Origin of the sequence: Rhizobium sp. TAL182, assembly GCF_002117725.1 — a bacterium.
GTDB lineage: Bacteria > Pseudomonadota > Alphaproteobacteria > Rhizobiales > Rhizobiaceae > Rhizobium > Rhizobium esperanzae.
The window spans coordinates 1812340-1837713 of record NZ_CP021024.1; the positions used below are offsets into that span (position 1 = coordinate 1812340).

25 protein-coding genes are annotated in these 25374 nt (G+C 61.8%); 14 read left to right on the forward strand and 11 right to left on the reverse strand.

What is annotated here, in order from left to right:
• Positions 1 to 175 precede the first annotated feature (175 nt).
• Together rplQ and Tal182_RS09125 are read left to right on the forward strand one after the other, a co-directional pair.
• Positions 176 to 598, forward strand: coding sequence for a 50S ribosomal protein L17 (gene rplQ / locus Tal182_RS09115; RefSeq protein WP_011424993.1), 423 nt, complete (start codon positions 176 to 178; stop codon positions 596 to 598).
• Between the two features lie 164 nt (positions 599 to 762).
• Positions 763 to 1155: a DUF2809 domain-containing protein gene (locus tag Tal182_RS09125; RefSeq protein WP_085859194.1), complete on the forward strand. Its 393-nt coding sequence runs from the start codon at positions 763 to 765 to the stop codon at positions 1153 to 1155.
• A 9-nt stretch (positions 1156 to 1164) separates the two neighbouring features.
• Here the strand turns inward: Tal182_RS09125 and msrQ are convergent, their stop codons facing one another.
• The gene (gene msrQ / locus Tal182_RS09130) at positions 1165 to 1821 is read right to left on the reverse strand and encodes a protein-methionine-sulfoxide reductase heme-binding subunit MsrQ (protein WP_085859195.1); all 657 of its coding nucleotides are present in this window, start codon (positions 1819 to 1821) and stop codon (positions 1165 to 1167) included.
• Positions 1821 to 2768, reverse strand: a complete 948-nt coding sequence (msrP, locus tag Tal182_RS09135) for a protein-methionine-sulfoxide reductase catalytic subunit MsrP (RefSeq protein WP_085859196.1) — start codon at positions 2766 to 2768, stop codon at positions 1821 to 1823. The genes msrQ and msrP overlap by 1 nt, the downstream gene beginning before the upstream one ends.
• Before the next feature lie 340 nt (positions 2769 to 3108).
• Between msrP and ilvD the strand changes: the two genes are divergently transcribed.
• Positions 3109 to 4947 (forward strand): dihydroxy-acid dehydratase, encoded by a 1839-nt coding sequence (gene ilvD, locus Tal182_RS09140; RefSeq protein WP_085859197.1) that lies wholly within the window; start codon positions 3109 to 3111, stop codon positions 4945 to 4947.
• A gap of 58 nt (positions 4948 to 5005) precedes the next feature.
• Here the strand turns inward: ilvD and Tal182_RS09145 are convergent, their stop codons facing one another.
• Together Tal182_RS09145 and Tal182_RS09150 are read right to left on the reverse strand one after the other, a co-directional pair.
• Entirely contained in the window at positions 5006 to 5356 is a 351-nt protein-coding gene (locus tag Tal182_RS09145; RefSeq protein ID WP_086005019.1) for a hypothetical protein, read from the reverse strand.
• Between the two features lie 19 nt (positions 5357 to 5375).
• Positions 5376 to 5756, reverse strand: coding sequence for a DUF1232 domain-containing protein (locus Tal182_RS09150; RefSeq protein ID WP_085859198.1), 381 nt, complete (start codon positions 5754 to 5756; stop codon positions 5376 to 5378).
• 133 nt (positions 5757 to 5889) lie between these two features.
• On the opposite strand from Tal182_RS09150, the gene Tal182_RS09155 reads away from it, so the two are divergent.
• Entirely contained in the window at positions 5890 to 7293 is a 1404-nt protein-coding gene (locus Tal182_RS09155; RefSeq protein ID WP_064801925.1) for a DegQ family serine endoprotease, read from the forward strand.
• A complete protein-coding gene (locus Tal182_RS09160; protein WP_064801927.1) occupies positions 7290 to 8606 on the forward strand; it encodes a replication-associated recombination protein A in 1317 nt (438 codons plus the stop codon). The genes Tal182_RS09155 and Tal182_RS09160 overlap by 4 nt, the downstream gene beginning before the upstream one ends.
• A 12-nt stretch (positions 8607 to 8618) precedes the next feature.
• Here Tal182_RS09160 and Tal182_RS09165 read toward each other — a convergent pair whose 3' ends face one another.
• The 4 genes from Tal182_RS09165 to Tal182_RS09175 all read right to left on the reverse strand — a co-directional run bounded on the left by Tal182_RS09165 (position 8619) and on the right by Tal182_RS09175 (position 11378).
• Positions 8619 to 8930 carry a DUF1883 domain-containing protein gene (locus Tal182_RS09165; RefSeq protein WP_085859199.1) on the reverse strand — a complete coding sequence of 104 codons (312 nt, stop codon included), beginning with the start codon at positions 8928 to 8930 and terminating at the stop codon, positions 8619 to 8621.
• A 124-nt stretch (positions 8931 to 9054) separates the two neighbouring features.
• Positions 9055 to 9213 carry a hypothetical protein gene (locus tag Tal182_RS32185; protein WP_164517743.1) on the reverse strand — a complete coding sequence of 53 codons (159 nt, stop codon included), beginning with the start codon at positions 9211 to 9213 and terminating at the stop codon, positions 9055 to 9057.
• A gap of 168 nt (positions 9214 to 9381) precedes the next feature.
• Positions 9382 to 10380 (reverse strand): 2-dehydropantoate 2-reductase, encoded by a 999-nt coding sequence (locus Tal182_RS09170; RefSeq protein WP_085859200.1) that lies wholly within the window; start codon positions 10378 to 10380, stop codon positions 9382 to 9384.
• Positions 10381 to 10526: 146 nt separating this feature from the next.
• On the reverse strand, positions 10527 to 11378 hold the full coding sequence (locus Tal182_RS09175) for an oxidoreductase (RefSeq protein WP_085859201.1): 852 nt from the start codon (positions 11376 to 11378) through the stop codon (positions 10527 to 10529).
• A 114-nt stretch (positions 11379 to 11492) separates the two neighbouring features.
• On the opposite strand from Tal182_RS09175, the gene Tal182_RS09180 reads away from it, so the two are divergent.
• On the forward strand, positions 11493 to 12380 hold the full coding sequence (locus tag Tal182_RS09180; RefSeq protein WP_085859202.1) for a LysR family transcriptional regulator: 888 nt from the start codon (positions 11493 to 11495) through the stop codon (positions 12378 to 12380).
• A gap of 11 nt (positions 12381 to 12391) precedes the next feature.
• Here the strand turns inward: Tal182_RS09180 and Tal182_RS09185 are convergent, their stop codons facing one another.
• Positions 12392 to 12955 carry a nucleoside 2-deoxyribosyltransferase gene (locus Tal182_RS09185; RefSeq protein ID WP_085859203.1) on the reverse strand — a complete coding sequence of 188 codons (564 nt, stop codon included), beginning with the start codon at positions 12953 to 12955 and terminating at the stop codon, positions 12392 to 12394.
• Positions 12956 to 13306: 351 nt separating this feature from the next.
• Here Tal182_RS09185 and Tal182_RS09190 point away from each other — a divergent pair, with 351 nt between their 5' ends.
• On the forward strand, positions 13307 to 14281 hold the full coding sequence (locus tag Tal182_RS09190; RefSeq protein ID WP_170965926.1) for an alpha/beta hydrolase: 975 nt from the start codon (positions 13307 to 13309) through the stop codon (positions 14279 to 14281).
• 25 nt (positions 14282 to 14306) lie between these two features.
• Here the strand turns inward: Tal182_RS09190 and Tal182_RS09195 are convergent, their stop codons facing one another.
• Both Tal182_RS09195 and Tal182_RS09200 read right to left on the reverse strand, forming a co-directional pair.
• A complete protein-coding gene (locus Tal182_RS09195) occupies positions 14307 to 14930 on the reverse strand; it encodes a carboxymuconolactone decarboxylase family protein (RefSeq protein ID WP_085859205.1) in 624 nt (207 codons plus the stop codon).
• A gap of 118 nt (positions 14931 to 15048) precedes the next feature.
• Positions 15049 to 16581, reverse strand: a complete 1533-nt coding sequence (locus Tal182_RS09200) for a PAS-domain containing protein (RefSeq protein ID WP_085859206.1) — start codon at positions 16579 to 16581, stop codon at positions 15049 to 15051.
• Positions 16582 to 16981: 400 nt separating this feature from the next.
• Here Tal182_RS09200 and Tal182_RS09205 point away from each other — a divergent pair, with 400 nt between their 5' ends.
• The 7 genes from Tal182_RS09205 to Tal182_RS09235 all read left to right on the forward strand — a co-directional run bounded on the left by Tal182_RS09205 (position 16982) and on the right by Tal182_RS09235 (position 25373).
• On the forward strand, positions 16982 to 18037 hold the full coding sequence (locus Tal182_RS09205) for a LacI family DNA-binding transcriptional regulator (RefSeq protein ID WP_085859207.1): 1056 nt from the start codon (positions 16982 to 16984) through the stop codon (positions 18035 to 18037).
• A gap of 22 nt (positions 18038 to 18059) precedes the next feature.
• Positions 18060 to 19673 carry an acyl CoA:acetate/3-ketoacid CoA transferase gene (locus Tal182_RS09210; protein ID WP_085860890.1) on the forward strand — a complete coding sequence of 538 codons (1614 nt, stop codon included), beginning with the start codon at positions 18060 to 18062 and terminating at the stop codon, positions 19671 to 19673.
• On the forward strand, positions 19666 to 20445 hold the full coding sequence (locus Tal182_RS09215; protein WP_085859208.1) for an enoyl-CoA hydratase/isomerase family protein: 780 nt from the start codon (positions 19666 to 19668) through the stop codon (positions 20443 to 20445). The genes Tal182_RS09210 and Tal182_RS09215 overlap by 8 nt, the downstream gene beginning before the upstream one ends.
• Positions 20445 to 21953 (forward strand): aldehyde dehydrogenase family protein, encoded by a 1509-nt coding sequence (locus tag Tal182_RS09220; RefSeq protein ID WP_085859209.1) that lies wholly within the window; start codon positions 20445 to 20447, stop codon positions 21951 to 21953. The genes Tal182_RS09215 and Tal182_RS09220 overlap by 1 nt, the downstream gene beginning before the upstream one ends.
• A gap of 97 nt (positions 21954 to 22050) precedes the next feature.
• The gene (locus tag Tal182_RS09225; protein ID WP_085859210.1) at positions 22051 to 23310 is read left to right on the forward strand and encodes an ABC transporter substrate-binding protein; all 1260 of its coding nucleotides are present in this window, start codon (positions 22051 to 22053) and stop codon (positions 23308 to 23310) included.
• Between the two features lie 147 nt (positions 23311 to 23457).
• Positions 23458 to 24405 carry a sugar ABC transporter permease gene (locus Tal182_RS09230; RefSeq protein ID WP_085859211.1) on the forward strand — a complete coding sequence of 316 codons (948 nt, stop codon included), beginning with the start codon at positions 23458 to 23460 and terminating at the stop codon, positions 24403 to 24405.
• A complete protein-coding gene (locus Tal182_RS09235; RefSeq protein ID WP_085859212.1) occupies positions 24402 to 25373 on the forward strand; it encodes a carbohydrate ABC transporter permease in 972 nt (323 codons plus the stop codon). The genes Tal182_RS09230 and Tal182_RS09235 overlap by 4 nt, the downstream gene beginning before the upstream one ends.
• Position 25374: the final 1 nt, after the last annotated feature.

Genomic DNA, 25374 nt, shown 5'->3' on the forward strand with positions numbered 1-25374 from the left:
CGGCGTGAGGAAAAGTGTAAAGCGGTTTTCCGCCCGCACGCCGATCGCAAGAACATAACAAAAGGCAGGCTCTTTCGGCTGCCTTTCCCCGTCAAACAGCAGGCCGATCGCCTGCATGTGCCAGGAAACGGCAGGCCCACCTAACGTAAGGGCACTGCATTAAAGGAGAATAGCAATGCGCCATGGTAAAGCCGGCCGCAAGCTGAATAGAACCGCAAGCCACCGCAAGGCGATGTTCGCCAATATGGCGGCTTCGCTGATTACCCACGAGCAGATCGTCACGACCCTGCCGAAGGCCAAGGAAATCCGTCCGATCGTCGAGAAGCTGGTCACGCTCGGCAAGCGCGGCGACCTGCACGCTCGCCGTCAGGCGATCTCGCAGATCCGCGATGCCGCCGTCGTCTCGAAGCTGTTCGACACGATCGCAACGCGTTACGCCACCCGCAACGGCGGCTACCTGCGCATCATGAAGGCCGGCTTCCGCCAGGGCGACAACGCCGCCATGGCCGTGATCGAGTTCGTCGACCGCGACACCTACGCCAAGGGCGCAGCCGACAAGGCCCGTGTCGCTGCCGAAGAGCAGGCCGTCGCCGCCTAAGTCTTCCGCTTCGGCGGATAGAAAACAGCCGGGCCTGCAAAGCCCGGCTGTTTTCGTTTGTGCATCGGTCGAAAACGGAAGCGGCGCAGCTTCTTTAGCGACGGAGCCATTCTGATGTCCGCCCAGAGCTCCAAACTGTGGAGATTAAGAGGGAAGAAGATTCTATGCGCGAAGCGCATTCTCGAGCGCAGTTCCTCCGTCTCGCGGCTGTGCTTGTGGCGATTGCGGCCGGCCTGGCACTCAGGCGCTTCGGCTACGCGGTCGATCTGCCTTTCGTCGTCGTCAAATATGGCGGGTCGGCGCTGTGGGGAGCGATGGTCTATCTGCTGGTGGCACTCGTTCTCGGAAAGTCACCGCGGGCAGTCATTGCGGTCATGGCGCTGTTCATGGCAGTCGCAGTCGAATTGTTCCGGCTTTATCATACACCCTGGTTGGACGCGTTTCGGCTGACGACTGCAGGCGCCTTGTTGCTTGGCCGGATATTTTCCCTCTGGAACATACTGGCCTATGCGATCGGCATCGCTGCGGCCTGTGCCTTTGATCCCGCGCGCCGTTGACGGCTGGCTTCAAGAAACCGACGCCACCGCGCGATTGCGTTGCCGCCCCTGGCTTTTCTTCCGACTGCGCGCGATCGGCCGCCAGGAGCGGTAAAGGATGAGCGCGATGATCAACCCCACATAAATAAACTGCTCGAGATCGAGGATCTTGGTCGAAAGCGCAAAATGCAGAGCCCCGGAGGCGGCAATGATGTAGATGAGGCGGTGCAGCCAGATCCAGCGATTGCCGAGGCGACGGATCGAGAAATTATTGGATGTCACCGCCAGGGGAATAAGCATCGCAAGGCCGGCCATGCCGAACATGATGAACGGGCGCTTCAGCACGTCATTTATGACGGCCTGAATATCCATCGCCTGGTCGAGCACCATGTAAACGGTGAAATGCATCAGCGCGTAGTAGAAGGTCAAAAGGCCGAGAGCGCGGCGGTAGCGCAAATAATTCCAGCCGAACAACTCGCGGGCAGGGGACACCGCAAGTGTCGCGATCAGGAAGCGGATCGTCCATATGCCGAGGAAGAGCTCGAAGGTCTTGACCGGATCGGCGCCGAGCTGATCGGTCGCGCCGAGATAAAAGGTCCAGACGGCAGGCACGAGCCCGACGGTATAAAGCAGCCAGACGGAGGCAGGTTGCCAGCGCTTCGGGATGGCAAGCGACAGTTCGGCCATCAGAAATTCGCCTTCAGGTCCATGCCGGCATAAAGGCTCGCCACCTCGTCGGCATAGCCGTTGAAGGGCAGGGTGGGGTGGCGACTTGCGCCGAAGAAACCGCTTTCGCCGATGCGTCGTTCGCTCGCCTGGCTCCAGCGTGGATGGTCGACGGCAGGATTGACGTTGGCGTAGAAACCGTATTCCTGCGGATTTGTTACCTGCCAGGTGTTTTTCGGCTGCTGGTCGGTGAGCGTGATCCTGACGATCGACTTGATGCCCTTGAAGCCGTATTTCCACGGCACGACCAGGCGGATCGGCGCACCATTCTGGTTCGGCAGCGTTTCACCATAAAGTCCGACGGCAAGCAGCGTCAGCGGGTGGCGCGCCTCGTCCAGCCGCAGCCCCTCGACATAGGGCCAGTCGAGCGATTGGAAGAAGCCCTTCTGGCCCGGCATCTCCTCCGGCCGCACGACGGTTTCGAAGGCGACATATTTGGCGCTGCCGAGCGGCTCCACCTTGTCGAGCAGCGATGCCAGCGGAAACCCGTTCCATGGGATGACCATCGACCAGGCCTCGACGCAGCGCATCCGATAGGTGCGCTCCTCGATTGGGAATTCCTTCATCAGCGCCTCGACGTCGAAGGTGCCTGGCTTGTTGACCATGCCGTCGACCTTGACCGTCCAGGGCAGCGGCTTGAAATCGCCGGAGAGAGCGGCAGGGTCGCCCTTGTCGAGGCCGAACTCATAGAAATTATTGTAGGTCGTGACGTCCTTGATCGGTGTCGTCTTCTCATCGACCTTGTACTTGCTCTCGACGGCGGAAAGGGCGGCCGCGCTCGCCTTGCCGGCGCCATAGAGCGCCATGGCGCCCAGCGCTGCGGCGCCCAGGAATTCACGGCGGCGCAGATAGATCTGGCGCGGCGTGATCTCCGACGACGCGATCTTCGGGGGGCGATAGCTTGGCATGTCGAAAACCTCCAGGGCGGATACTCCGAATATAGTCCTTAAACGAACTGCCCGCATGTTCGGATCAATCTCTATGCCTTGAATATTGCCGACGGGAAGCCAATTTTTTGTGTTCGGCTGTGATGGAATAGGTCGTAACCAAAGGTCCCGCCGAACCGTATATATTCGAATGGCCCTCAACGCGCTTCTCCCGGCAGCGTACCGGATTTGGCCTTGCCGGTAGTGACAGCTCCCATCGATTGGATTAGGACAATTCCAAAAAGCGGCGTTCGCCCGGGCCGCAGGCTTCATTGCCGCCCCGGCTTCGCCTGATGTTTCCGACATGTCGAGGAAGACACCAATGCCAGCTTACCGTTCCAGAACCACGACCCACGGCCGCAACATGGCGGGCGCGCGCGGCCTTTGGCGCGCCACGGGCATGAAGGATTCGGATTTCGGCAAGCCGATCATCGCGGTGGTGAATTCCTTCACCCAATTCGTTCCCGGCCACGTGCATCTGAAGGATCTCGGCCAGCTGGTCGCTCGCGAAATCGAGGCGGCCGGCGGCGTTGCCAAGGAGTTCAACACGATCGCGGTCGACGACGGCATCGCCATGGGCCATGACGGCATGCTCTATTCGCTGCCGTCGCGCGAGCTGATCGCCGACAGTGTCGAATACATGGTCAATGCCCATTGCGCCGACGCCATGGTCTGCATTTCCAACTGCGACAAGATCACCCCCGGCATGCTGATGGCATCGCTGCGCCTCAACATCCCGACAGTCTTCGTTTCCGGCGGTCCGATGGAAGCGGGCAAGGTCGTGCTGCATGGCAAGCAACACTCGCTCGACCTCGTCGATGCCATGGTCGCGGCTGCCGATGACAAGATCTCCGATGACGACGTCAAGGTCATCGAGCGTTCAGCCTGTCCGACCTGCGGTTCGTGCTCCGGGATGTTCACTGCAAACTCGATGAATTGCCTGACCGAGGCGCTCGGCCTGTCGCTGCCCGGCAACGGCTCGACGCTCGCCACCCATGCCGATCGCAAGCGCCTCTTCGTCGAGGCCGGCCACCTGATCGTCGATCTCGCCCGCCGCTATTACGAGCAGGACGACGTCAAGGCGCTGCCGCGCACCATCGCCTCCAAGCGGGCCTTCGAGAATGCCATGGCGCTCGACATCGCCATGGGCGGTTCGACCAACACGGTCCTGCACATCCTGGCCGCCGCTCACGAAGGCGAGGTCGATTTCACCATGGCCGACATCGACGCACTGTCGCGCCGGGTGCCGTGCCTGTCGAAGGTCGCGCCCGCCAAGAGCGATGTGCATATGGAAGATGTCCACCGCGCCGGCGGCATCATGTCGATCCTCGGCGAGCTCGATAAGGGTGGCCTGTTGAACCGCGATTGCCCGACCGTTCATGCCGAGACGCTCGGCGATGCGATCGATCGTTGGGACATCACCCGCACCACCAGCGACAGCGTCCGCAACTTCTATCGCGCCGCTCCCGGCGGCATCCCGACCCAGGTCGCCTTCAGCCAGGAGGCTCGCTGGGACGAACTCGACACCGATCGCCAGCACGGCGTCATCCGCTCGGTCGAACATCCCTTCTCCAAGGATGGCGGTCTTGCCGTGCTGAAGGGTAATCTCGCGGTCGACGGCTGCATCGTCAAGACGGCCGGCGTCGATGAATCGATCCTGAAATTCTCCGGCCCGGCCCGCGTCTTCGAAAGTCAGGATGCGTCGGTCAAGGCGATCCTCGCCAACGAGATCAAGGCCGGCGACGTCGTCGTCATCCGCTACGAAGGCCCGAAGGGCGGTCCCGGCATGCAGGAAATGCTCTATCCGACGAGCTACCTGAAGTCGAAGGGCCTCGGCAAGGCCTGCGCGCTGATCACCGACGGCCGCTTCTCCGGCGGCACCTCCGGCCTTTCGATCGGCCACGTCTCGCCGGAAGCGGCGAATGGCGGGACGATCGGCCTGGTGCGCGAAGGCGACATGATCGATATCGATATCCCGAACCGCACGATCAGCCTGCGCGTCGGCGAGGCCGAACTCGCCGCCCGCCGCGCCGAGCAGGACGGCAAGGGCTGGCAGCCGACCGAGGTTCGCAAACGCAATGTGACCACAGCGCTGAAGGCCTATGCGGCTTTCGCAACCAGCGCCGACCGCGGCGCCGTGCGGGATCTCAACGCCCGCTGAGTAGTCTCGAACTACGACCCGCTGATTAAGAGTCAGCGGCTTTGCCAACCGGCCGCTGTCAAAGGGGCCGGTTGATGTTTTTGTAGGTCTCGCCGAGCTGCTTCATCCGCTCGTCATAGGCAGCCTTGATACAGGCCGCGTCGGCCCCGCATTCCTGTCGCTTCTTCAGCCAGGCGGTCTGCTCGTCCTGCAATGTTCCGCGCGAACCCATGGCCAGCAGCCCGGAGAGCAGCTCGAAGGTCGTCACCATCTTGACGTCGGCGTCGTTGAGGGCGCGGTTGTCGCAGATCGCCTTTTCGTCCGGCTTCAATTCCTTCGCATCACAATCGAAGCTCGCCGACCATGCCGGATCCGATGGGAAAATCAGGATCGCCAAACCAAGCGCGGCCGACATTCGCCATGTCATCATCATCTTCCTTTACTGCCGATCAAATCAGCTTGCGCACTGCCAGAGCCAGAAAGATGATGCAGGAGAGCCAGACGACAAGGATGAAGATCAATCCTGCCCGGCCGGCCGGGCGTTCGATCCGCCTCGCAGCTTCGACGCGAAGCGCAGCCATCACCTTTGCTGGAACAAGACGCGTCGCCAGCAGGATGCCGAGCGGAACGATGACGAGATCGTCGAGATAGCCGAGCACGGGAATGAAATCGGGGATCAGATCGATCGGCGAAAGCGCATAGGCTGCGACAGCACCGGCGACCGCTTTCGCATACCAGGGCACGCGAGGATCGCGAGCGGCAAGCCACAGCGCTACGATGTCACGCTTCAGTGACTTTGCCCAGATTTTGGCTTTTGATATCAGTTCCATGGCTGATCTTCCGGAATCAAATTCGCAGCGACTTCAGGGCATTCTCTTGCCTTATTCTTCCATGCTTCCGCCCTCTTTCCTTTCTAGCGTCGGACGCTACAACGTTGCTCAAGAGGATTCAAAAGGGATACCCATGCAAGGCCTGTTCAAGCGCGCCTCCGTTTCGCTGTTCGCTCTCATGCTCGTTCTGCCGGCTGCAGCCCAGGCGCAGACGGCAAAGACGGTGCCTGAGAGCCAGATGCAGATGCAGCTCTCCTTCGCGCCGCTGGTCAAGCAGACGTCGGGCGCAGTCGTCAACGTCTACGCGGAAAAGATCATCCAGCGCCAGTCGCCCTTTGCCGGCGATCCCTTCTTCGAGCAGTTTTTCGGCCAGCAGATGCCGAATCGATCCGAGAAGCAGTCCTCGCTCGGTTCCGGCGTCATCGTCGAGGCGAACGGCACCGTCGTCACCAACAACCACGTCGTCGAAGGCGCCGACGACATCAAGGTGGCGCTGTCGGATGGCCGCGAATTCCCCTGCAAGGTGGTGCTGCGCGACGACCGCGTCGACCTCGCCGTGCTGAAGATCGACACCAAGGAGAGCTTCCCGACGCTGCCGATCGGCAATTCCGATAACGTCGAGGTCGGCGATCTCGTGCTGGCGATCGGCAATCCCTTCGGTGTCGGGCAGACGGTGACGAGCGGTATCGTCTCCGCGCTTGCCCGCAACCAGGTGGTCAAGAACGAGTTCGGCTTCTTCATCCAGACCGACGCGTCGATCAATCCCGGCAATTCCGGCGGCGCGCTGATGAACATCAAGGGCGAACTGATCGGCATCAATACCGCGATCTTCTCGCGCGGCGGCGGCTCGAACGGCATCGGCTTTGCCATTCCCGCCAATCTGGTCAAGGTCTTCCTCGCTTCCGCCGATGCCGGCGTCAAATCCTTCGAGCGGCCCTATGTCGGCGCGAGCTTCGATGCGGTGACGTCGGAAGTCGCCGAAGCCCTTGGACTCAACAAAGTGCGCGGCGCACTCGTCGTCAAGGTTTCGGAAGGCAGCCCGGCGGCCAAGGCCGGGCTGAAGGCCGGCCAGATCGTCACGTCGGTCAACGGCATCTCCGTCGAGCATCCGGACGCATTGCTCTATCGCCTGACGACAGCCGGCCTTGGCAAATCGGTCAATCTGACCGTCATCGACAACGGTCGCGAGGAGCAGTTATCGCTGGCGCTGGATCGCGCCCCGGAAACCTCGCCGCGCGACCAGCGCGTTATCGGCGGGCGCACGCCCTTTACCGGCGCCGTCGTCGAAAACCTGTCGCCGCGTGTCGCAGACGAATTGCGTATGCCCTCGGAATCGGCGGGCGTCGTCGTTGCGGATGTCAAGGAGGATTCGCCGGCAGCCCGCCTTGGTTTTGAGCCCAAGGATATCATCGTTTCGATCAACGGGACGGACGTGAAATCGACCAAAGAGCTCTCTGAGATCGCCGATAGCGACCCCGGCCTGTGGCGGGTCGAGATCGAGCGCGACGGCCAGCGCATCCGGCAGTTCTTTCGATGAGCAATGATCTCTTCGCGCCGCGTGTTCCGGAAGAGGTTGCCGCCAGGCGGCCGCTTGCCGACCGGTTGCGGCCGAAGACGCTTGCCGATGTCACCGGTCAGGAACATCTGACCGGTGAGGACGGCGTGCTGAAGAGGATGATCGAAAGTGGTTCGCTCGGCTCAATGATCTTCTGGGGGCCGCCAGGCACCGGCAAAACGACGGTGGCGCGGCTGCTTTCCGGTGAGGCGGGGCTGGCCTTCGAGCAGATATCGGCGATCTTTTCCGGCGTTGCCGATCTGAAGAAAGTGTTCGAGGCGGCTCGCATGCGCCGCATGGACGGCCGCCAGACGCTGCTGTTCGTCGATGAGATCCATCGTTTCAACCGCGCCCAGCAGGACAGTTTCCTGCCTGTTATGGAGGACGGCACCGTCATCCTCGTCGGCGCCACCACCGAAAATCCCTCCTTCGAGCTCAACGCCGCTCTGTTGTCGCGCGCCCGCGTCCTCACCTTCAAATCACATGACGAGGAGAGCCTGGAGGAATTGCTGACGCGCGCCGAGGCGATCGAGCAGAGGCCGCTGCCCCTGACCGAGGAGGCCCGCGCCAGCCTGATCCGCATGGCCGATGGCGACGGCCGCGCGGTGCTGACGCTTGCCGAAGAGGTCTGGCGTGCCGCCCGCGAGGGCGAGAGCTTCGACACCGAAGGCCTGACGCGCATCGTCCAGCGCCGCGCCCCGGTTTACGACAAGGCGCAGGACGGTCACTACAACCTCATTTCGGCGCTGCATAAATCGGTGCGCGGTTCGGACCCGGATGCTGCGCTCTATTATCTCGCCCGCATGTTCGATGCCGGCGAGGATCCGCTCTATCTCGGCCGGCGTCTGGTGCGCATGGCGGTGGAGGATATCGGGCTTGCCGATCCGCAGGCGCTGGTGATCTGCAACGCCGCTAAGGATGCCTATGACTATCTCGGATCGCCGGAGGGGGAGCTGGCGCTCGCCCAGGCCTGCGTCTATCTCGCCACCGCTCCGAAATCGAATGCCGTTTATACCGCCTTCAAGGCGGCAAGCCAGGCCGCGAAGCAGAACGGTTCGCTGCTGCCGCCCAAGCATATCCTCAATGCGCCGACCAAGCTGATGAAAGGCGAGGGCTATGGTGAAGGTTATCGCTACGACCATGACGAGCCGGATGCCTTTTCCGGCCAGGATTATTTCCCGGAGAAAATGGGCCGCCAGACCTTCTACGATCCGCCGGAACGCGGTTTTGAACGCGACATCCGCAAGCGGCTGGAATGGTGGGCGAAGCTTCGTAAGGAGCGCAATCCGCGCTGACCCGTCCGAATGTCAGGAAGAACGCGGCGTCTTCTGATTGGGTGGCGCGGCGATCACCTTGACAGCAGATTCGGCAAGGCCGTGGTGGCCTTCCATATCGACGACGACGTGCCAGTGGCCGCTTTCCGGAACGGTGAGCTTGACGGGTGACTTGCGCGCCACGCCGCCAATATATTTGAAATCGAGAACCTCGGTGAACCGCTGGAAGTTCGGCGCCGTCATCAGACGAACATTGTTCACCGCATTCAGTGACACCTCGACGATCGTTCCGGCTCGCTGTTCCTTGAGATCGTAATGGCTGAAGCGGAAATTCGGTTTCGGCATCGGTCTCGTGGCATCTGATAACTTGGCGACGAGATTTTACCAGCATGCCGGTTAACGAAAAGTTGGAGATCGGCCCCTTCATCCCATGCCTTCTCTCGCTGCGTGGAAAACACGCGCAGAGGGCTCAGAATGCGGAGTAGACGATGTAAAGTTCGACACAGGCCAGCAGGACGCTGAAGGCGATGAGCGCCCAGGCGGTGCGCCTCTCGCGCATCCGCCGGTCGCCGCGCGTGATCCGATGTGGGCGAAGAGCGTGGAAGGCGGAGGACATGATATTTCGCATGGCGTTTGACCCTTGCCGTTACGGCGAGAATCTACAGCCGGCTGCGATAGGAAATCCATTCGGGGCGAGGGACAAAAATATAGGAATGGCATAAAGGCGGGCGGCGGAAATTTCGGCGCGCGGTGTCGGAAAGGGATGACCGCCTGATGGCTGCCGTTCTCCTCGTTGTCAGTTGCCGCGCCGGTTTTCCCGATCCAGCTGCGTCACCAGCGCCAGGATCGTTTCCGATACCGGTGTCGGCACGGCGGTCAGGCGTCCAAGCGCCACCAGCATGCCCACAAGCGGCGTAATTTCGAGCGCCTTGCCGCCGATCAAGTCCTGCAGCATCGAGGTTCGAACGCCGCCGATGTGGCGCGATTGCTCCAGCCGCCGCTCGACTGACATGGCGAAATCTGCGCCGACCGCATCGCCGACGGCGCGCACTTCCTTCATGACCTTGCTGACCATATCCATCAGCGCCGGATCCGCCATGATGTCAGTCATCAGCGCCCGTGTCAGAGCACTGATCGGGTTGAAGGCGGCGTTGCCCATCAACTTGCTCCAGATTTCACTGCGGATGTCCGCCGTGGTCGTAATGCTGAGGCCGGCGCCGGTCAGCACCGCTGCTATGGCCGAAAGGTCGGCAGACATTTCGCCGCAGGGCTCGCCAAGCACGAAGCGGCCGTTATGAGAAAGCCGGATCTCGCCCGGGCTGACGACTTCCGCACCTTGATAAGCGACGCAGCCAATCACGCGGTCCGGCCCGATCAGCCGCCAGAGCCTGCCGCCGGGATCGAGCTCATCAAATTGCAGTTCCGCATGTCCGCTCCTGGTATCGCGATGGAAATACCACCACGGAATGCCGTTGAGGATCATGACGACGCGGGTGCCTTGCTTGAGCAGACCGGCGATCCCCTCGGCGGCAGGGGGCAGCTGGTGCCCCTTGAGGCCGGTGATGACGAGATCCTGCGGCGGCAATGTCTTCGGATCGTCGGTTGCTGTCACGTGCACCTTGAGCGGGGTTTCCGCATCGGCCTCGCGCAGGCTGAGACCGTGGCTGCGGATCGCGTCGAGATGCGCCCCACGCGCGACGACGGAGACGTCGTTATCTTCCCTGCCTGCGAGCTTGGCGGCGATGGTGCCGCCAAGGGCGCCGGCGCCATAGATACAGATGGTCTTGATGGACATGCGTTGCCTCTTCACGGGTCACGCTGACTACATAGGCCATCCCCGGCGAGAGGCGAATGCCAATTTGCCACAAGGTGTTCTTTCCATGATCATGGTGTTGCCGCCGCATCTCCAAGTTTGAATGCGACGGCATCGATCCTGGCTGCTCAGGCCCCAGCCATTGCATCGCTTGCGAAATCCGTGGAGACGGCAAGCTCGCGCCATGCGGCCAGCTCCCTTTCGACACTCGCATGCTGCGCCTCGATCATGGCGACCGTATCGCTGCCGAACGGCATGCGCAGCGGTGGGTTGGCCGAGTTGACCATCGTCATGATGCCAGCCGCGAGCCTGGTGGGGTTGCCGGGCTGGGCGTGATTGGCGTCGGCGGCGAAATTACGCATGTTTCCGGCCGGCGTGCCCTCGTAATCGGCGATGGAAGCAGGGCTTATTGCCAGCGAGGTGTCGGCGAGGAAGTCCGTGCGGAAGAAGCCGGGCTCGACGATCGTCACCTTGATTCCGAAGGGTGCGAGTTCGGCGGCAATGGATTCCGACAGTCCCTCGACGGCGAATTTTGTCGAGCCGTAGACGCCCCAGCCGGGATAGCCGAAATAACCGCCGATCGAGGAGAAGTTCAGGATATGGCCGGAACGCTGGCGACGCATATAGGGCAGCACGGCGCGTGTCACCTTCAGGAGACCGAAGACATTGGTGGCATAGATCTTTTCGATCTCTTCGGCTGTGGCTTCCTCGACCGCGCCGAGGAGGCCGTAGCCGGCATTGTTGGCGAGAACGTCGATGCGGCTGAAGCGGGCGATGCCGGCGGCCGCAGCCTCCTTCGCCTGCGTCTCGTTGGTGACGTCGAGGGCGACGGCCAGCAGGTTCGGATGGTCCCCAAATTGCTCGATGATGGTCTTCGGGTTGCGGGCGGTGGCGATGACGGCATCGCCTGATGCGAGTGCTTCCTTGGTCATCAGCGCGCCGAAGCCGCGGGATGCACCAGTGATGAACCAGACTTTCATGACGAATTCCTTTTGTTGGCGTCGCATCTTTGTGCTGACGGGCTGAATTTGACCGAAATTACGATGCTGTATAAGATTTGTTATTATTGAAGCTATGATGAGTACAGTTCAATAATGCGTGCGACCGAACTTTCTGAACTGGCCGCCTTCGCGGCCGTGGCGCGGCACAAGAGCTTCCGCAAGGCGGGGGAGGAGCGGGGCGTTACTGCCTCTGCCGTCAGCCATGCCGTGCTCAATCTGGAAGACCGAATTGGCGTCCGCCTGCTTAACCGCACGACACGCAGCGTTTCGCTGACGGAAGCCGGCGAACTCCTTGTCTCGCATCTCGCCCCGGCTTTCGGGGAGATGGCGGCGGCCCTCGATGCGCTGAACCGCTACCGCGACACGCCCTTCGGCAGGGTGAGGATCAACGTGCCGAATTCGATCGGTCCTTTCGTCATCGGCCGTGTCATCGCACCGTTGATTGAGCGTAATCCCAATTTACAGCTGGAAATCAACGCGACCGACAGGCTGGTCGACATTGTCGAGGAGGGTTTTGATGCCGGCATCCGTTTCGGCGAGCGCGTCACGGAAGGCATGATCGCCTTGCGCATCAAGCCGCGCATCCGCCTGGTCGTCGTCGGTTCACCCGGCTATTTCGAGAGGCGCCCGAGGCCGGAAACGCCTCACGAGCTCAAGCGCCACCTCTGCATTCAGAACATGTTTCCCTCCGGTGCCCGCTATGCCTGGGAATTCGAGAAGGCCGGCCAAACGGTGAGTTTTCAGCCGACCGGCCCGCTGTCACTCGACGATCATGAACTGATGATGCAAGCAGCGCTCGGCGGCGTCGGCCTTGCCTATATCTGGGAGCCTCGCGTCGCAAAGGCCATTGCCGACGGAGAGCTCGTCCAGGTGCTCGATGATTGGTGTCAGCCGGAGGAACCGCTCTATCTCTACTATCCCAGCCGCCGCCACATGTCTGCGGGCTTCAGGGCGGTGATCGACGCGATCAGGGCGGAGTGAAGCGTGCAATCCTACCCGCGCATGCCGGCGATCGTCTGAAGAGCCTGAAGATAAACCGTCAGGTCGCGGGCAGGATCCGTCGGCAGCGCGGTCGCACGGAATACCTTGCCTCCCGCCGCCTCAACGCCTCCGTCGATCATCAGGTTGTCGGCCATGCCGTGATTTTCGATGGCGATGCCGTCAGGCCCACGCGGGCGTCCGCTCGTCTCGTCGATCTCCATTCCCGCATACCAGATCGAGCGGACGCGCAGCCCATAGTCGTCGGGGTGATTGGTATAGGCGAAGACCGATTTGCCGAGAGCAATCATGAAGCCGATCTCGTAGACTGTACCCGGATCGGCGCTGACGCCGCGAAAGGGCGTGATATTGGCGAGACAAATTTCGGCCCGGCGCATGGCGACGTCATTGCGGGCGTAGATCTCTGCAGCCGTCCGCTTCACGGGTGTCTGGTTTTCATCGCTGCCGGGACCGGTCGGTTCGAAGGCGAACTGACGCGCCAATCGGCGTTTTTCGGCCATGATGGGCAGTGCGTCGGCAAGAAAGACTTCCGGGCCGGCAAGGTAAATGGTGGTCATCGGTATCCTTCATTCCTACGCGAGCCGAAGCATTGGAGTTAAGGGCAGGGCGGGAGCCTATTTCCGATGGAAGCCTGGCAGATGGCAAGCCGCGCCGGCAGCAATTGTCGATTTTTTCCGATGACAGTCCGGTCAGCCCGCGGCAGGCCGCAGCTGCCGCGGGCCGGCATCAGGCTGCTCGTTGGAGACGAAAAAGCGGAAGGTTGCGCTCGTCACCCTTTTGACTTCGCTGGGCGAAGCGGCCAAAGATACGGCCATCGGCAGCATCATCGGGAGAGATTGATGAAGGGGCGGATTTTGTCAAATGCTGATCGAAGAGCGCCGAAGCGGCTCGGATATCTGTTTCCCGTCTTGGCCGCGCTGATCCTATCGGCACCGCTGGCGCTGGGAGAGGACATCGGGCCGCAAAGCCAGTCCTCGCGTGCCCAGGTCGAAAAACTGCTCGGCCTGTGGAAGGAGCACTTCGCCGGCGCCGACAGCCTGCAAGAGCGCAGGGCTGCTTTCGCCAGGCTGATGGAAACGATGCCGGGGCCGACGCGCATTCAGGTCCGGCAGGTCGATGCCGATGGTGTGGATGGCGAGCTGATGTGGCCCGCCCGGCTCCATCATCCGATCGGCAAAAGGGCGATTCTCTACATTCATGGCGGCGGTTTTTCCGGCGGTTCCATCCGCACGCATAGCCTGTTCGCCGGTTCGCTCGCCAAGGCCGCATCCAGCGACGTGCTTCTGATCAATTATCGGCTGATGCCGGAATATACCTATCCCGCCCAGATCAACGACGCGCTGACGGCCTATCGCTGGCTTCTCGATAACGGCTATCGCAACGAGAATGTCGTCGTGGCAGGAGACGACGCCGGTGGCAATATCGCGCTCGAGACGGTGCTGCGGCAGAAGCAGGCGGCCAAACCCTTGCCGGCGGCCGTGATTGCGCTGAGCCCGATCACCGATCTTGCCGCGACGGGCGGAACGATGACGGCAAATGCCGGCAGCGACCCGCTGATCGATAAGGCGTCGATCGAGACCTTGCGCAAGACCTATCTCGGCAGCCGGCCTGCCACCGATCCTCAGGCCTCACCGCTTTATGCCGACGTGACCGGATTCCCGCCGCTATTGCTGCAGGTCGGTTCCGGCGAAGCCCTGCTTGATGACACGCTGCGCCTCGCCGACAAGGCGCGCGGGGAGGGCGTAGATGTCACCACCGAGGTCTGGCCGGGCATGCCGCATCAGTGGCAACTGTTTCCCGCGATGCTCGACGATGCCGATCGCTCGAGCCAGACTATTGCCGAGTTTGCGATCCGGCATTTTGCCGATAAGCCGGAAGAGTAGGGGCGCAGCAGCCCGCGTCACCGCATCATCGCGATGTGCCGCCGGCCGGTGAAGGCGCCAGAGGCCGCTCGACCTCCCGGCCGACGCTGAGCGCCTTTCGCACATTCGGCTCCAGCCGCTCGATATAGGCGTGGTCGGGCGCAGCGCCGAGCGCATCAAGCATTTTCGAGAAGAAACAGCGGGCGGCTGCGGCGGCCGTGACGTCGAAGATCTCGGCGTCGCTCAGCCCGTGTTTTTTCAACCCGTCTATATCCTGCTGCGTGACCGACGTCGCATCGCGCGCCACCTTGGCCGCAAAGGCCATGATCGCACGTTCGCTGGCATCGACCGGCGCCTTTTCCGTCTCGTTGACAAGGGCCGTCAGCCCGTCGCTGGTAAATCCCTCGCGCAGCAGCACCGAGCCGTGCGCCAGCATGCAATAAGAGGATTTGAGCTCCTTGGCGGCCGCCAGCGTCACCAGTTCATAGCGCCTGGGGCTCATATGGCTGCGAATGCTCGAAAGCAGCCCCGCCCAGCTCTCCATCACCTCCGGCCGATGGCCGAAGGCACGATACATGTTCGGCAGATAACCATAATTCGCCTCGGCCGACGCGTACATCGACGTCGTCCTCTCGCTGGCGGATGCATCCGGGGTGTGAATGAAAGCCATGGCATGGTCCTCCTCTATTGCGAGAAGGATAGGGTAGATATGCCGGACAGCAATCCTGCGCCGTCAGTTCGGGAACGAGCCATCGGCCCTGGAGGACGCCATTTGAGGATCTGAATGATCAGGCAACGTCGTTGCCCGCCAGAACGTCAGCGGCTCTCCTGATTGGAAGAGTGACCGTGAAGGTGGATCCACACCCTTTTGCACTTCGCACCTCTATCGAGCCTTGATGCAGTTCGATGATCTGCTTCACAAGGTTGAGGCCGATACCGGTTCCGGCAATCCCCGTCGACGTGCGCGCCCGGAAATAGCGCTGAAACAACCGGGGCACGTCTTCAGCATCGATCCCCACGCCGTCATCGCTGATCGAAACCTTGACGTTGCCCGTCTCCTCCCATGCCGCAACCCGAATTTCGGATGTTCCTGGCGCGTATTTCACTGCATTCGAGAGCAGATTGGTGAAGACCTGGCTCAAGCTGCGGGGATCGGCATCGATGAATTCCGGCAACCCGTCTATGTCAAGCACGAAGCCATGCGTCTTCGAGATTGCCGACTGCCGCTCGCAGCAGGTTCTGATCAACGGTCCCAGGGCGCAGGCGTCGTAACTGATATCGATCTCCCCGGTATCGAGGCGTCCGTCCGACAGGATGCTCTCCATGAGATCGACGATCCGGCTCACCGATGCACGGATCTGTTCGACCTTGTCATTGAGAAAATCGGGCTCGACCGCGCCTCCCTTCCGCAACAGTCGCTGGGCGGCGGCATCGATGATTGCAAGCGGCGTACGGAATTCATGTGATGCCATCGCCACGAACTGCCGCTGCAATTCGTTGATGCTCCGCTCCTGGGCGAGCATCCGCTCAAGCTCGCGCGCCTGCCGCTCGACCTCCGCCGTACGGCTTTGCACGGTAACTTCGAGCCGATCGTGATGGCGGCGCAGCTCTTCCGCGAGCCGCACAGTCTTGGTGACATCCTCGTGGGTCGCCACGTATCCGCCGTTCTGCATCGGATTGTGGGTGATTTTGATGATGCGCCCGTCGGTGAGCGCGATGTTCTGGCTCGCCGGCGCGCCGAGTGCCGTCGCTTCGAAGACAACGTCAAAATAGGTGGCGGTGTCTGCCGGACCATTTCCCAGCCGGCTCCGATAGGCGAGGATGTCCACCAGCGACGTTCCGGGTTGAGTGAGAAAATCCGGCAGATCGTACATCCGTGCATAAGATGCGTTGCACAATATCAGCTTCTTCATCGAATCGAACATGCACAGTCCATGTGGCATGTTGCTGAGAGCTGCGTCGAACCGCTGATGTTGTTCGCTCAGACTGTCTGCGACGCGGCTGAGGGTCGAGATGTCTTCATAGCTCAGGATCCAGCTTCCCGCTCTCGACGGGGCGCAGGTCAATGAGATCATCCGTCCGTCGGCCAGTGCAAACTGCGAGGTGTGCGGCCTACCGGTCGTCAACCGTGAACAGGCCGCTGCACGGCAGGCGGCGGTGCCGGGCAGGCCGTCGATATTCATTCCCCTGCGCAGAGTGCCATCGGAAAGGCCGAGAATGTCGAGCGCGCGGGAATTGAAAGCCGTCACTGTATCGGCAGAATCGAGGAGAACAATGCCCTGCGGCAGGTTCTCCAGAATGGCTTCAAACGAATGCGGCATTTCCGGCCCCGCTTTAGATCTGGCACGTCCCCTATCCGTAGCATTAGCCACAAACGATAAAGTTTCGCTAATGCCTCTGGGCGAGAGTTCCTTGGGAGCAATTCCAGCAGAACTGCATCGCGATTCTGCGTCACGCTATTGGATCCACGACATTGCCGCGCTTCATCTTCTGGCTTGAAGAATGAGAGATTTCGCAGGGTGACCCGAGCGCGCAGCGTTGGGAAAAGCCCGTCGGATTGATCCCATGTTTTAAATCGTTCCAAAAATCGTCCCCCGCCTCGCGGCGTGATAGCGCTAGAGAAAGGTCAATAAAGCGCAGCTTTAATTGAATTAGTCCTTGACATATTTGGAACGTTCCAAATAAATAGACATCAGTCGACGACGACGTCGGGAGGGTGAAGTGACAAAGGCGCGGGTGACCGTCATCGACATTGCGAAGGCCGCCAATGTCTCCAAGTCGACGGTGTCGCTCGTGCTTCAGGGATCCTCCCTGGTCAACGAGGCGACACGTGCCAAGGTCAATGCCGTGATGCGCGAGCTCGGATACGTCTATAATCGCGGCGCAGCCAATCTTCGGCAGGCCGGTTCCAAATCGAGGATCATTGGAGTCGTCGTGAACGATCTGACGAACAGCTTCTTTGCGGAGTTGGCGGTCGGGGTCGATATGGTCGTTCAGTCGGCGGGTTTCGTGCAGTTCCTGTCGAATACCGGTGAGAGCATCGACAGGCAGCGCGAGGTTGTCGCATCGATGCGCGAACATGGCATTTCGGGCCTGATCGTCTCGCCGGCGCGCGCCACCGATGCCGCCGACTTCAAGCCGCTGGTCGCGGCAGGCATTCCCGTCGTGGTCGTCGTTCGAAATCTGCCTGGCGCCAAAGTCTCGTCCATCGTCTCCGACAACCGGGCCGGTATGATGTCCGCCGTTCAGCATCTGGTGGGTCTCGGTCATAAGCGCATCGCATTTCTCGGTGGCTTTCCCGATACCGCTGTCTTCGACGATCGCCTTGCCGGTTACCGCAGCGGAATGGAGGCGGCCGGGCTCGGATACGACGAGGTACTCGTGATCTCGTCCGCCCCGTCGCGAGCGGGCGGCGTGGAGGCCATCGGAAAGGCGATCGCCCTTGGCGACCGACCCACTGCAGCCGTCTGCTTCAATGATGCCGTCGCCTTCGGAGTCTGCGACGGATTGCGTGCGCGCCGTCTGGAACCGGGCGCCGACTTCGCCGTCGTCGGCTTCGACGACGTCATCGAGGCTCAGGCGGCGGTTCCCGCGCTGACGACGGTCTCGGTCGATCCGCAGGGCATCGGGCGCCGCGGCGCGCAGATGCTCCTCAAGCAGATCAATGCCGGCAAGGCGGAAGCCGAGACGGTAACGACAGCCGTTCGGCTGGTGGTCCGCGAAAGTTGCGGCGCCGGCACAGCCTCGCCGGCGAGGGCCGGCAGAGCGGTAAATTGAAATGGGGTTCGAAGTGACGCACATGAAGAAGCATCTCACACCAGCCGAAGCGGCGGCATTGATCCCGGACGGCGCCGTTGTCACGGTGTCGTCGTCGAGCGGTCTCGGCTGCCCTGACCTGATGCTGAAGGCGATCGGCGAGCGTTTCGATGCGACCGGTCATCCCAGTCACATTACCACCCTTCACCCGATTGCCGCCGGGGATATGAGCGGAATCAAGGGCGTCGACTATATCGCGAGGAAAGGTCTGCTCAAACGCATCATCGGCGGCTCCTATCCTTCAGGCCCGTCATCGGCCGAGCCGCCGTTGATCTGGCAGATGATCACCAACAACGAGATTCCGGCCTATAACATTCCCTCCGGCATCCTGTTCGACATCCACCGCGAAGCCGCCGCCAAGCGACCGGGTGTGCTGACCAAGGTCGGCATCGACACCTTCGTCGATCCGCAGCGGCAAGGCTGTGCGATGAACGCTCTCGCTTCGGACGATCCGGTGGTCAAGCGCGTCAGCTTCGAGGGCGACGATTGGCTGTTCTTCCCCTCGATCGTTCCTCAGGTCGCCATCATCCGCGCCACCACCGCCGACGAACGCGGCAACCTCACCTATGAACATGAAGGCGCCTATCTCGGCGGCCTCGACCAGGCGCTCGCCGCCCGCAACAATGGCGGGATCGTCATCGCGCAGGTTAAGCGGATCACAAAGGAAAGCTCACTGAAACCGCATGACGTCCGCGTGCCGGGAATGCTGGTCGATTATGTCATCGTCGATCCCGATCAGAAGCAGACGACGCAGACTGGGTACGACCCGGCAATATCGGGCGAGATCTTCCGGCCGCTCGATAGTTTCCGCGTTCCGGAGTTCAATGTCCAGAAGGTCATCGCGCGCCGCGTCGCGCAGGAGCTTGAGGCCGGAAGCTGCGTCAATCTCGGCTTCGGAATCTCGGCCAACGTCCCGCGGATTCTGCTGGAGGAGGGGCTTCACGGCGCTGTCACCTGGGTCATCGAGCAGGGCGCGGTCGGCGGTGTGCCGCTGCTCGACTTCGCCTTCGGTTGTGCCTCCAACGCCGACGCCTACATGCCGTCTCCCTATCAGTTCACCTATTTCCAAGGCGCTGGTTTCGATGCGTCGCTCCTGTCCTTCCTCGAAATCGGCAAGGACGGTTCGGTCAACGTCTCGAAGCTGTCGTTCCGGCCGCATGTCACGGCCGGCGCCGGAGGCTTTGTCGACATCACGGCGCGGGCGAAGAAGATCGTCTTCTCCGGCATGTTCAACGCCGGCGCGAAGCTTTCGATCGCTGATGGAACTCTTCTCATCGAGAAGGAAGGCAAGCTGAAGAAGCTGGTGAACGAGGTCGAACACGTCACCTTCAGCGGCAGGCGCGCGATAGAGCAGGGACAGGACATCACCTATGTCACCGAGCGGTGCGTGATGAAGCTGACACCTGATGGCATCGTGTTGACCGAAATCGCTCCCGGGGTCGATCTTCAAACCCAGATCCTCGATCAGTCCGAATTCCGGCTGATCGTCGCGCCCGATCTGAAGGTGATGGACGCTGCATTGTTCCGGGAGACTGAGATCGGGCTTTCGCTTTCGGCAAAGAGGGCGCGGACATTGGAGGGCACCTTCAATGGCTAGCGGAACGGTCAAGGTCGATATCGAAGGTCACGTGGCAATGCTGACGATGTCCCGTCCGGAGAAGTTGAACGCGCTCGATCTCGATATGCTGAAAGCCTTGGCGGAGGCGGCCGACGCGGTGGAGGCGAACCCGAATGTGCGCGCTGCCGTTCTCACCGGCGAAGGAAAGGGCTTTTCCGCGGGAGGCGATATCAAGGCCTGGGGCGGAATGCAGCCTCAGGAGTTCGGTCACGCCTGGGTTCGCCACGGTCATCGCATCTTCGAAAGACTGGCGACGCTCAGGGTGCCGCTGGTCGCGGCCCTCAACGGCCACGCCCTCGGTGGCGGGCTCGAACTGGCGGGCGTTGCCGACATTCGCCTCGCAGAGGAACACATCAAGATCGGCCTGCCGGAGACCGGCCTCGGCATGGTGCCGGGCTGGTCCGGCACCCAGCGTCTCGTGCGCCGGTTTGGCGCGCAGGCCGTCCGGCGCATGGCGCTCGGCGGCGAGATATTCACTGCCGAGGAAGCCCGCCTACTCGGCATCGTCGACGCAGTCGTTCCGACAGGAAATTCGCTGGCTGCCGCCAGGGACTATGCCGAGCGGATTGCCGCAAGGGGGCCGGCCGCCGTGGAGATCGTCAAGCTGATGATCGCATCGGCAAACGGCGAAGACAACGGAACTGCGGTCGAAGCCCTGGGCTCGATCCTCGCCGCCACGACTGGCGATCTGAAAGAGGGCGTCGCGTCGTTCAGCGAGAAGCGCCCGGCAACGTTCAAGGGAGAATGGTAATGACGGTCCTCGTCAACCCCACTGTGCTGAGCGACCGTAGGGCGCGCGATTTCAAGATGCTCATCGACGGCAGATGGGAGGCCGGCGCCGCCGATCCGATCGAGCGTGTCGCGCCGAGCCACGGGGTCGTGGTCAGCCGTTTCCCGACTGGGAGCAGAAAGGACGCCGAGCGCGCCATAGCCGCCGCACGCAAGGCCTTCGATCTTGGGCCATGGCCACGAATGACCGCCTCCGAACGTTCCGCCATCCTCCTAAAGGCCGCCGATTTAATCGCCGCGCGTGCCGAAGAGCTCGCATTTCTTGATGCTATGGAGGCTGGAAAGCCGATCACGCAGGTACGGGGTGAAATCGCCGGCTCTGTCGATATATGGCGCTATGCGGCGGCCCTTGCTCGTGACCTTCACGGCGAAAGCTACAACACGCTTGGCGACGGCACGCTCGGCGTCGTCCTGCGCGAGGCGATCGGCGTGGTGTCGATCATCACGCCCTGGAATTTCCCTTTCCTGATCGTCGGCCAGAAACTGCCCTTCGCGCTCGCCGCAGGGTGCGCGACCGTCGTCAAACCCTCGGAACTGACATCGGGATCGACGCTTGTGCTCGGAGAAATCCTGCAGGAAGCAGGCATTCCGGATGGCGTCGTCAACATTGTCACCGGCACAGGACCTGAGGTCGGCGCGGTCATGACGTCCCATCCCGACGTCGATATGGTCTCCTTCACCGGCTCGACGGGCGTGGGAAAATTGACGATGTCGAATGCGGCGCAGACGCTGAAGAAGGTCTCGCTGGAACTCGGCGGCAAGAACCCGCAGATCGTCTTCCCGGATGCCGATCTCGACGCCTTCATCGATGCCGCGGTCTTCGGCGCCTATTTCAATGCCGGCGAGTGCTGCAACGCCGGCTCGCGACTGATCCTGCACAAATCGATCGCTGCCGATGTCGTCAGGCGGGTTGCCGAGCTGTCGAAGGGGGTGAAGGTCGGCGACCCCCTTGATCCCCAGACGCAGGTCGGCGCGATCATTACGCCGCAGCATCTGGAGAAGATCTCAGGCTATGTTGCCGGCGCCAGGAGCAACGGCGCCCGCGTCGCCCATGGCGGCGAGACGCTTGACCTCGGCATGGGGCAATTCATGTCGCCGACGATCCTCGAAGCGGTGACGCCCGATATGGCGGTGGCGCGCGAGGAAGTCTTCGGCCCGGTGCTGTCGGTTCTGACCTTCGAGAAGACTGCCGAAGCGATCGGGATTGCAAATTCCATCGACTACGGCCTGTCGGCCGGTGTCTGGAGTCGCGATTTCGACACCTGCCTGACCATCGGCCGGTCGGTGCGGGCGGGCACGGTCTGGATGAACACCTTCATGGACGGCGCCTCGGAGCTTCCCTTCGGCGGCTACAAGCAGAGCGGCCTCGGCCGCGAGCTCGGCCGCCATGCGGTCGAGGACTATACGGAGACCAAGACGCTGAACATGCATATCGGCATGCGCACCAATTGGTGGATGCCGCGAACCTGAGGCTGGCTTTGCCGGCGAGAAAACTACGCCTGAGGAGGCGGGTGATCGGGTGCGGGAATGGTCCCGCATCTCCAAACGGGAACTGGGAGGTTCTTCGATGAATAAGTTCATGAGCTCGGCAGCGGTTGCTGTCGTGATGCTGGCTGGATTGGGTGCGGCGCAGGCTGCCGACGTCAAGGAAGTGCAGATGCTGCACTGGTGGACGTCTGGCGGCGAGGCGGCTGCCTTGAACGTCCTGAAGCAGGACCTGGCGAAGGAAGGCTTTGCCTGGAAGGACGTCCCGGTTGCAGGCGGCGGCGGTGATGCGGCGATGACGGCCCTGAAGGCGATGGTGGCGGCCGGTACTTATCCGACGGCCTCGCAGATGCTGGGCTATACCGTGCTCGATTATGCCCAGGCCGGCGTCATGGGCGACCTGACCGAGACGGCCAAGAAGGAAGGCTGGGACAAGTCGGTGCCGGCGGCGCTGCAGAAGTTCTCCGTCTATGACGGCAAGTGGGTTGCAGCCCCGGTCAACGTCCATTCGGTCAACTGGCTGTGGATCAACAAGGCTGTCATGGACAAGATCGGCGGCAGCCAGCCGAAGAGCTTCGACGACCTGATCGCCCTGCTCGACAAGGCGAAAGCTGCGGGTGTGATCCCCTTGGCGCTCGGCGGCCAGAACTGGCAGGAAGCGACGATGTTCGATTCGATCGTGCTGTCGACCGGCGGCCCGGAGTTCTACAAGAAGGCGTTCAACGACCTCGACGAGGCGTCGCTGAAGTCGGAGACGATGAAGAAGTCCTTCGACAACCTGGCCAAGATCGTCAAATATGTCGATCCGAACTTCTCCGGCCGCGACTGGAACCTGGCGACCGCCATGGTCATCAAGGGTGACGCACTGGTGCAGGTGATGGGCGACTGGGCCAAGGGCGAATTCGTTGCCGCCAAGAAGACCCCGGACAAGGACTTCCTCTGCTACCGCTTCCCCGGCACCGAAGGCAGCGTCATCTACAACTCCGACATGTTCGGCATGTTCAACGTTCCTGAAGACCGCAAGGCGGCGCAGGTGGCGCTGGCAACGGCCACGCTGTCGAAGAGCTTCCAGTCGGCTTTCAACGTCGTCAAGGGTTCAGTGCCGGCCCGCACCGACGTTCCCGACACCGACTTCGACGCCTGCGGCAAGAAGGGCATTGCCGACCTGAAGGCCGCCAATGAGGGCGGCACGCTGTTCGGTTCGCTGGCCCAGGGCTACGGCGCGCCTCCGGCGATCGCCAATGCCTATAAGGACGTCGTCTCGAAGTTCGTCCACGGCCAGATCAAGAGCTCCGACGAAGCCGTCAAGCAGCTCGTCCAGGCGATCGACGACGCCCGCTAAGGGTCGTCGATGAACAAGGCTTCCCCGCGTCTGCGCGGGGAAGCTTCAGCCCCTGGCGGATATGCGGGGGCGATCATGCGGGGACAGGCATGCTGGCCACCCCCATGACGACATGCATGACGACATGCAGGGAGGAGATGACATTCCATGAGCACAGTTGCCACCACCGATCCGGTTCTCACACAAGCGACGCCGATCTCGCTGCGGGGCCGGCTGCAGGATGCGCTGCCGAAAATCGTGCTGGCGCCGAGCTTCGTCATCACCCTGGTCTTCGTCTACGGCTTCATCGTCTGGACGGCCTATCTCTCCTTCACCAATTCCAAGACCTTTCCCTCTTATGCGCTGACCGGGGCACGCGCCTATCAGCGGCTGTGGCGCTGGACCTTCGAGAACGATCCGCCGTCCTCCTGGTATACCTCGATCACCAACATGGCGATCTTCGGCTTCCTCTATGTCGGCATCTGTTTAGGCCTCGGCCTGCTGCTTGCCATCCTGCTCGACCAGAAGATCCGCGGCGAGGGGCTGCTCAGGCCGATCTTCCTCTATCCGATGGCGCTCTCCTTCATCGTCACCGGGGTGGCCTGGAAGTGGTTCCTCGATCCCGGCCTCGGACTCGAGCAGACACTGCACCACTTCGGCTGGACGAGCTTCCACTTCGACTGGATCAAGAACAAGGACTTCGTCATCTATACCGTCGTCATCGCCGGTGTCTGGCAGGCCTCGGGCTTCGTCATGGCGATGTTTTTGGCCGGGCTTCGCGGCATCGACGGCGAGATCATGAAGGCGGCGCAGATCGACGGCGCCTCGCCCTTCCAGCTTTATCGCCGCATCGTCATTCCGCTGTTGCGGCCGATCTTCCTGTCGGCCTTCATCGTGCTCGCCCATATGGCGATCAAGTCTTATGACCTGGTGGTGGCGCTGACCTCGGGCGGGCCGGGCGGCTCGGCCTGGCTGCCGTCCAACTTCATGTATGAATATACCTTCAAGCGCAACGAGATGGCCGTCGGCTCGGCCAGCGCCATCATCATGCTGATGACGATCTCGGCCATCATCGTTCCCTATCTCTATTCCGAACTGAAGGAGAAGGCGCGATGAGCAGCCTCACCTCTTCCATCGGCACGTCGGCCGCAATGCTTTCGCAGAGCGGCGATAGCAGGACTAACAGCGCCCGCTGGATCGGCCGACTGGTCATCTACGGCCTGCTGGTCATCTTCGCCATCCTCTACCTGATGCCGCTCTTCGTCATGCTGACGACTTCGTTCAAGACGATGGACGAGATCCAGGGCGGCAACATGCTGGCGCTGCCGCAGGCGCCGACCTTCGATCCCTGGGTCAAAGCCTGGGGCGAGGCCTGCGTCGGGCTGACCTGCGCCGGCATCAAGGGCTACTTCTGGAACTCGATCAAGATGGTGGTGCCGGCGGTGGTGATCTCCACGATCATGGGGGCGCTCAACGGTTATATCCTGACCAAATGGCGCTTCCCCGGCCATACGCTGGTGTTCGGGCTGATGCTGTTTGCCTGCTTCATCCCGTTCCAGTCGGTACTGCTGCCGATGGCGACCATCCTCGGCTCGCTCGGCCGCTTCGGCGTGACGCTGCAGAACGCCACCGGCTGGAACTTCGGCTTCGGCAATTCGACCGTCAATCTGGTCTTCGTCCATGTCGTCTACGGCTTGGGCTTCACCACGCTGTTCTTCCGCAATTTCTACGAGGCGTTTCCGACCGAACTGGTCCGCGCCGCCCAGGTCGACGGCGCCAGCTTCTTCCAGATCTTCCGCCGCATCATGCTGCCGAACTCGCTGCCGATCATCGTCGTCACCGTCATCTACCAGTTCACCAATATCTGGAACGACTTCCTGTTTGCTTCCGCCTATGCCGGCACCGGTGACTCCATGCCGATGACGGTGGCGCTCAACAATGTCGTCAACACCTCGACCGGGGTGGTCGAATACAATGTCAACATGGCCGCGGCGATGATCGCGGCCGTTCCGACGCTCATCGTCTATATCCTCGCCGGCCGCTACTTCGTGCGCGGTCTGATGGCGGGCGCAGTCAAAGGGTAAG

Excerpts from the sequence above, each read along its gene's own strand:
- rplQ (WP_011424993.1), top strand. The coding sequence starts at position 176 with ATGCGCCATGGTAAAGCCGGCCGCAAGCTGAATAGAACCGCAAGCCAC.
- Tal182_RS09125 (WP_085859194.1), top strand. The coding sequence starts at position 763 with ATGCGCGAAGCGCATTCTCGAGCGCAGTTCCTCCGTCTCGCGGCTGTG.
- msrQ (WP_085859195.1), bottom strand. The coding sequence starts at position 1,821 with ATGGCCGAACTGTCGCTTGCCATCCCGAAGCGCTGGCAACCTGCCTCC.
- msrP (WP_085859196.1), bottom strand. The coding sequence starts at position 2,768 with ATGCCAAGCTATCGCCCCCCGAAGATCGCGTCGTCGGAGATCACGCCG.
- ilvD (WP_085859197.1), top strand. The coding sequence starts at position 3,109 with ATGCCAGCTTACCGTTCCAGAACCACGACCCACGGCCGCAACATGGCG.
- Tal182_RS09145 (WP_086005019.1), bottom strand. The coding sequence starts at position 5,356 with ATGATGACATGGCGAATGTCGGCCGCGCTTGGTTTGGCGATCCTGATT.
- Tal182_RS09150 (WP_085859198.1), bottom strand. The coding sequence starts at position 5,756 with ATGGAACTGATATCAAAAGCCAAAATCTGGGCAAAGTCACTGAAGCGT.
- Tal182_RS09155 (WP_064801925.1), top strand. The coding sequence starts at position 5,890 with ATGCAAGGCCTGTTCAAGCGCGCCTCCGTTTCGCTGTTCGCTCTCATG.
- Tal182_RS09160 (WP_064801927.1), top strand. The coding sequence starts at position 7,290 with ATGAGCAATGATCTCTTCGCGCCGCGTGTTCCGGAAGAGGTTGCCGCC.
- Tal182_RS09165 (WP_085859199.1), bottom strand. The coding sequence starts at position 8,930 with ATGCCGAAACCGAATTTCCGCTTCAGCCATTACGATCTCAAGGAACAG.
- Tal182_RS32185 (WP_164517743.1), bottom strand. The coding sequence starts at position 9,213 with ATGCGAAATATCATGTCCTCCGCCTTCCACGCTCTTCGCCCACATCGG.
- Tal182_RS09170 (WP_085859200.1), bottom strand. The coding sequence starts at position 10,380 with ATGTCCATCAAGACCATCTGTATCTATGGCGCCGGCGCCCTTGGCGGC.
- Tal182_RS09175 (WP_085859201.1), bottom strand. The coding sequence starts at position 11,378 with ATGAAAGTCTGGTTCATCACTGGTGCATCCCGCGGCTTCGGCGCGCTG.
- Tal182_RS09180 (WP_085859202.1), top strand. The coding sequence starts at position 11,493 with ATGCGTGCGACCGAACTTTCTGAACTGGCCGCCTTCGCGGCCGTGGCG.
- Tal182_RS09185 (WP_085859203.1), bottom strand. The coding sequence starts at position 12,955 with ATGACCACCATTTACCTTGCCGGCCCGGAAGTCTTTCTTGCCGACGCA.
- Tal182_RS09195 (WP_085859205.1), bottom strand. The coding sequence starts at position 14,930 with ATGGCTTTCATTCACACCCCGGATGCATCCGCCAGCGAGAGGACGACG.
- Tal182_RS09200 (WP_085859206.1), bottom strand. The coding sequence starts at position 16,581 with ATGCCGCATTCGTTTGAAGCCATTCTGGAGAACCTGCCGCAGGGCATT.
- Tal182_RS09210 (WP_085860890.1), top strand. The coding sequence starts at position 18,060 with ATGAAGAAGCATCTCACACCAGCCGAAGCGGCGGCATTGATCCCGGAC.
- Tal182_RS09215 (WP_085859208.1), top strand. The coding sequence starts at position 19,666 with ATGGCTAGCGGAACGGTCAAGGTCGATATCGAAGGTCACGTGGCAATG.
- Tal182_RS09220 (WP_085859209.1), top strand. The coding sequence starts at position 20,445 with ATGACGGTCCTCGTCAACCCCACTGTGCTGAGCGACCGTAGGGCGCGC.
- Tal182_RS09225 (WP_085859210.1), top strand. The coding sequence starts at position 22,051 with ATGAATAAGTTCATGAGCTCGGCAGCGGTTGCTGTCGTGATGCTGGCT.
- Tal182_RS09230 (WP_085859211.1), top strand. The coding sequence starts at position 23,458 with ATGAGCACAGTTGCCACCACCGATCCGGTTCTCACACAAGCGACGCCG.
- Tal182_RS09235 (WP_085859212.1), top strand. The coding sequence starts at position 24,402 with ATGAGCAGCCTCACCTCTTCCATCGGCACGTCGGCCGCAATGCTTTCG.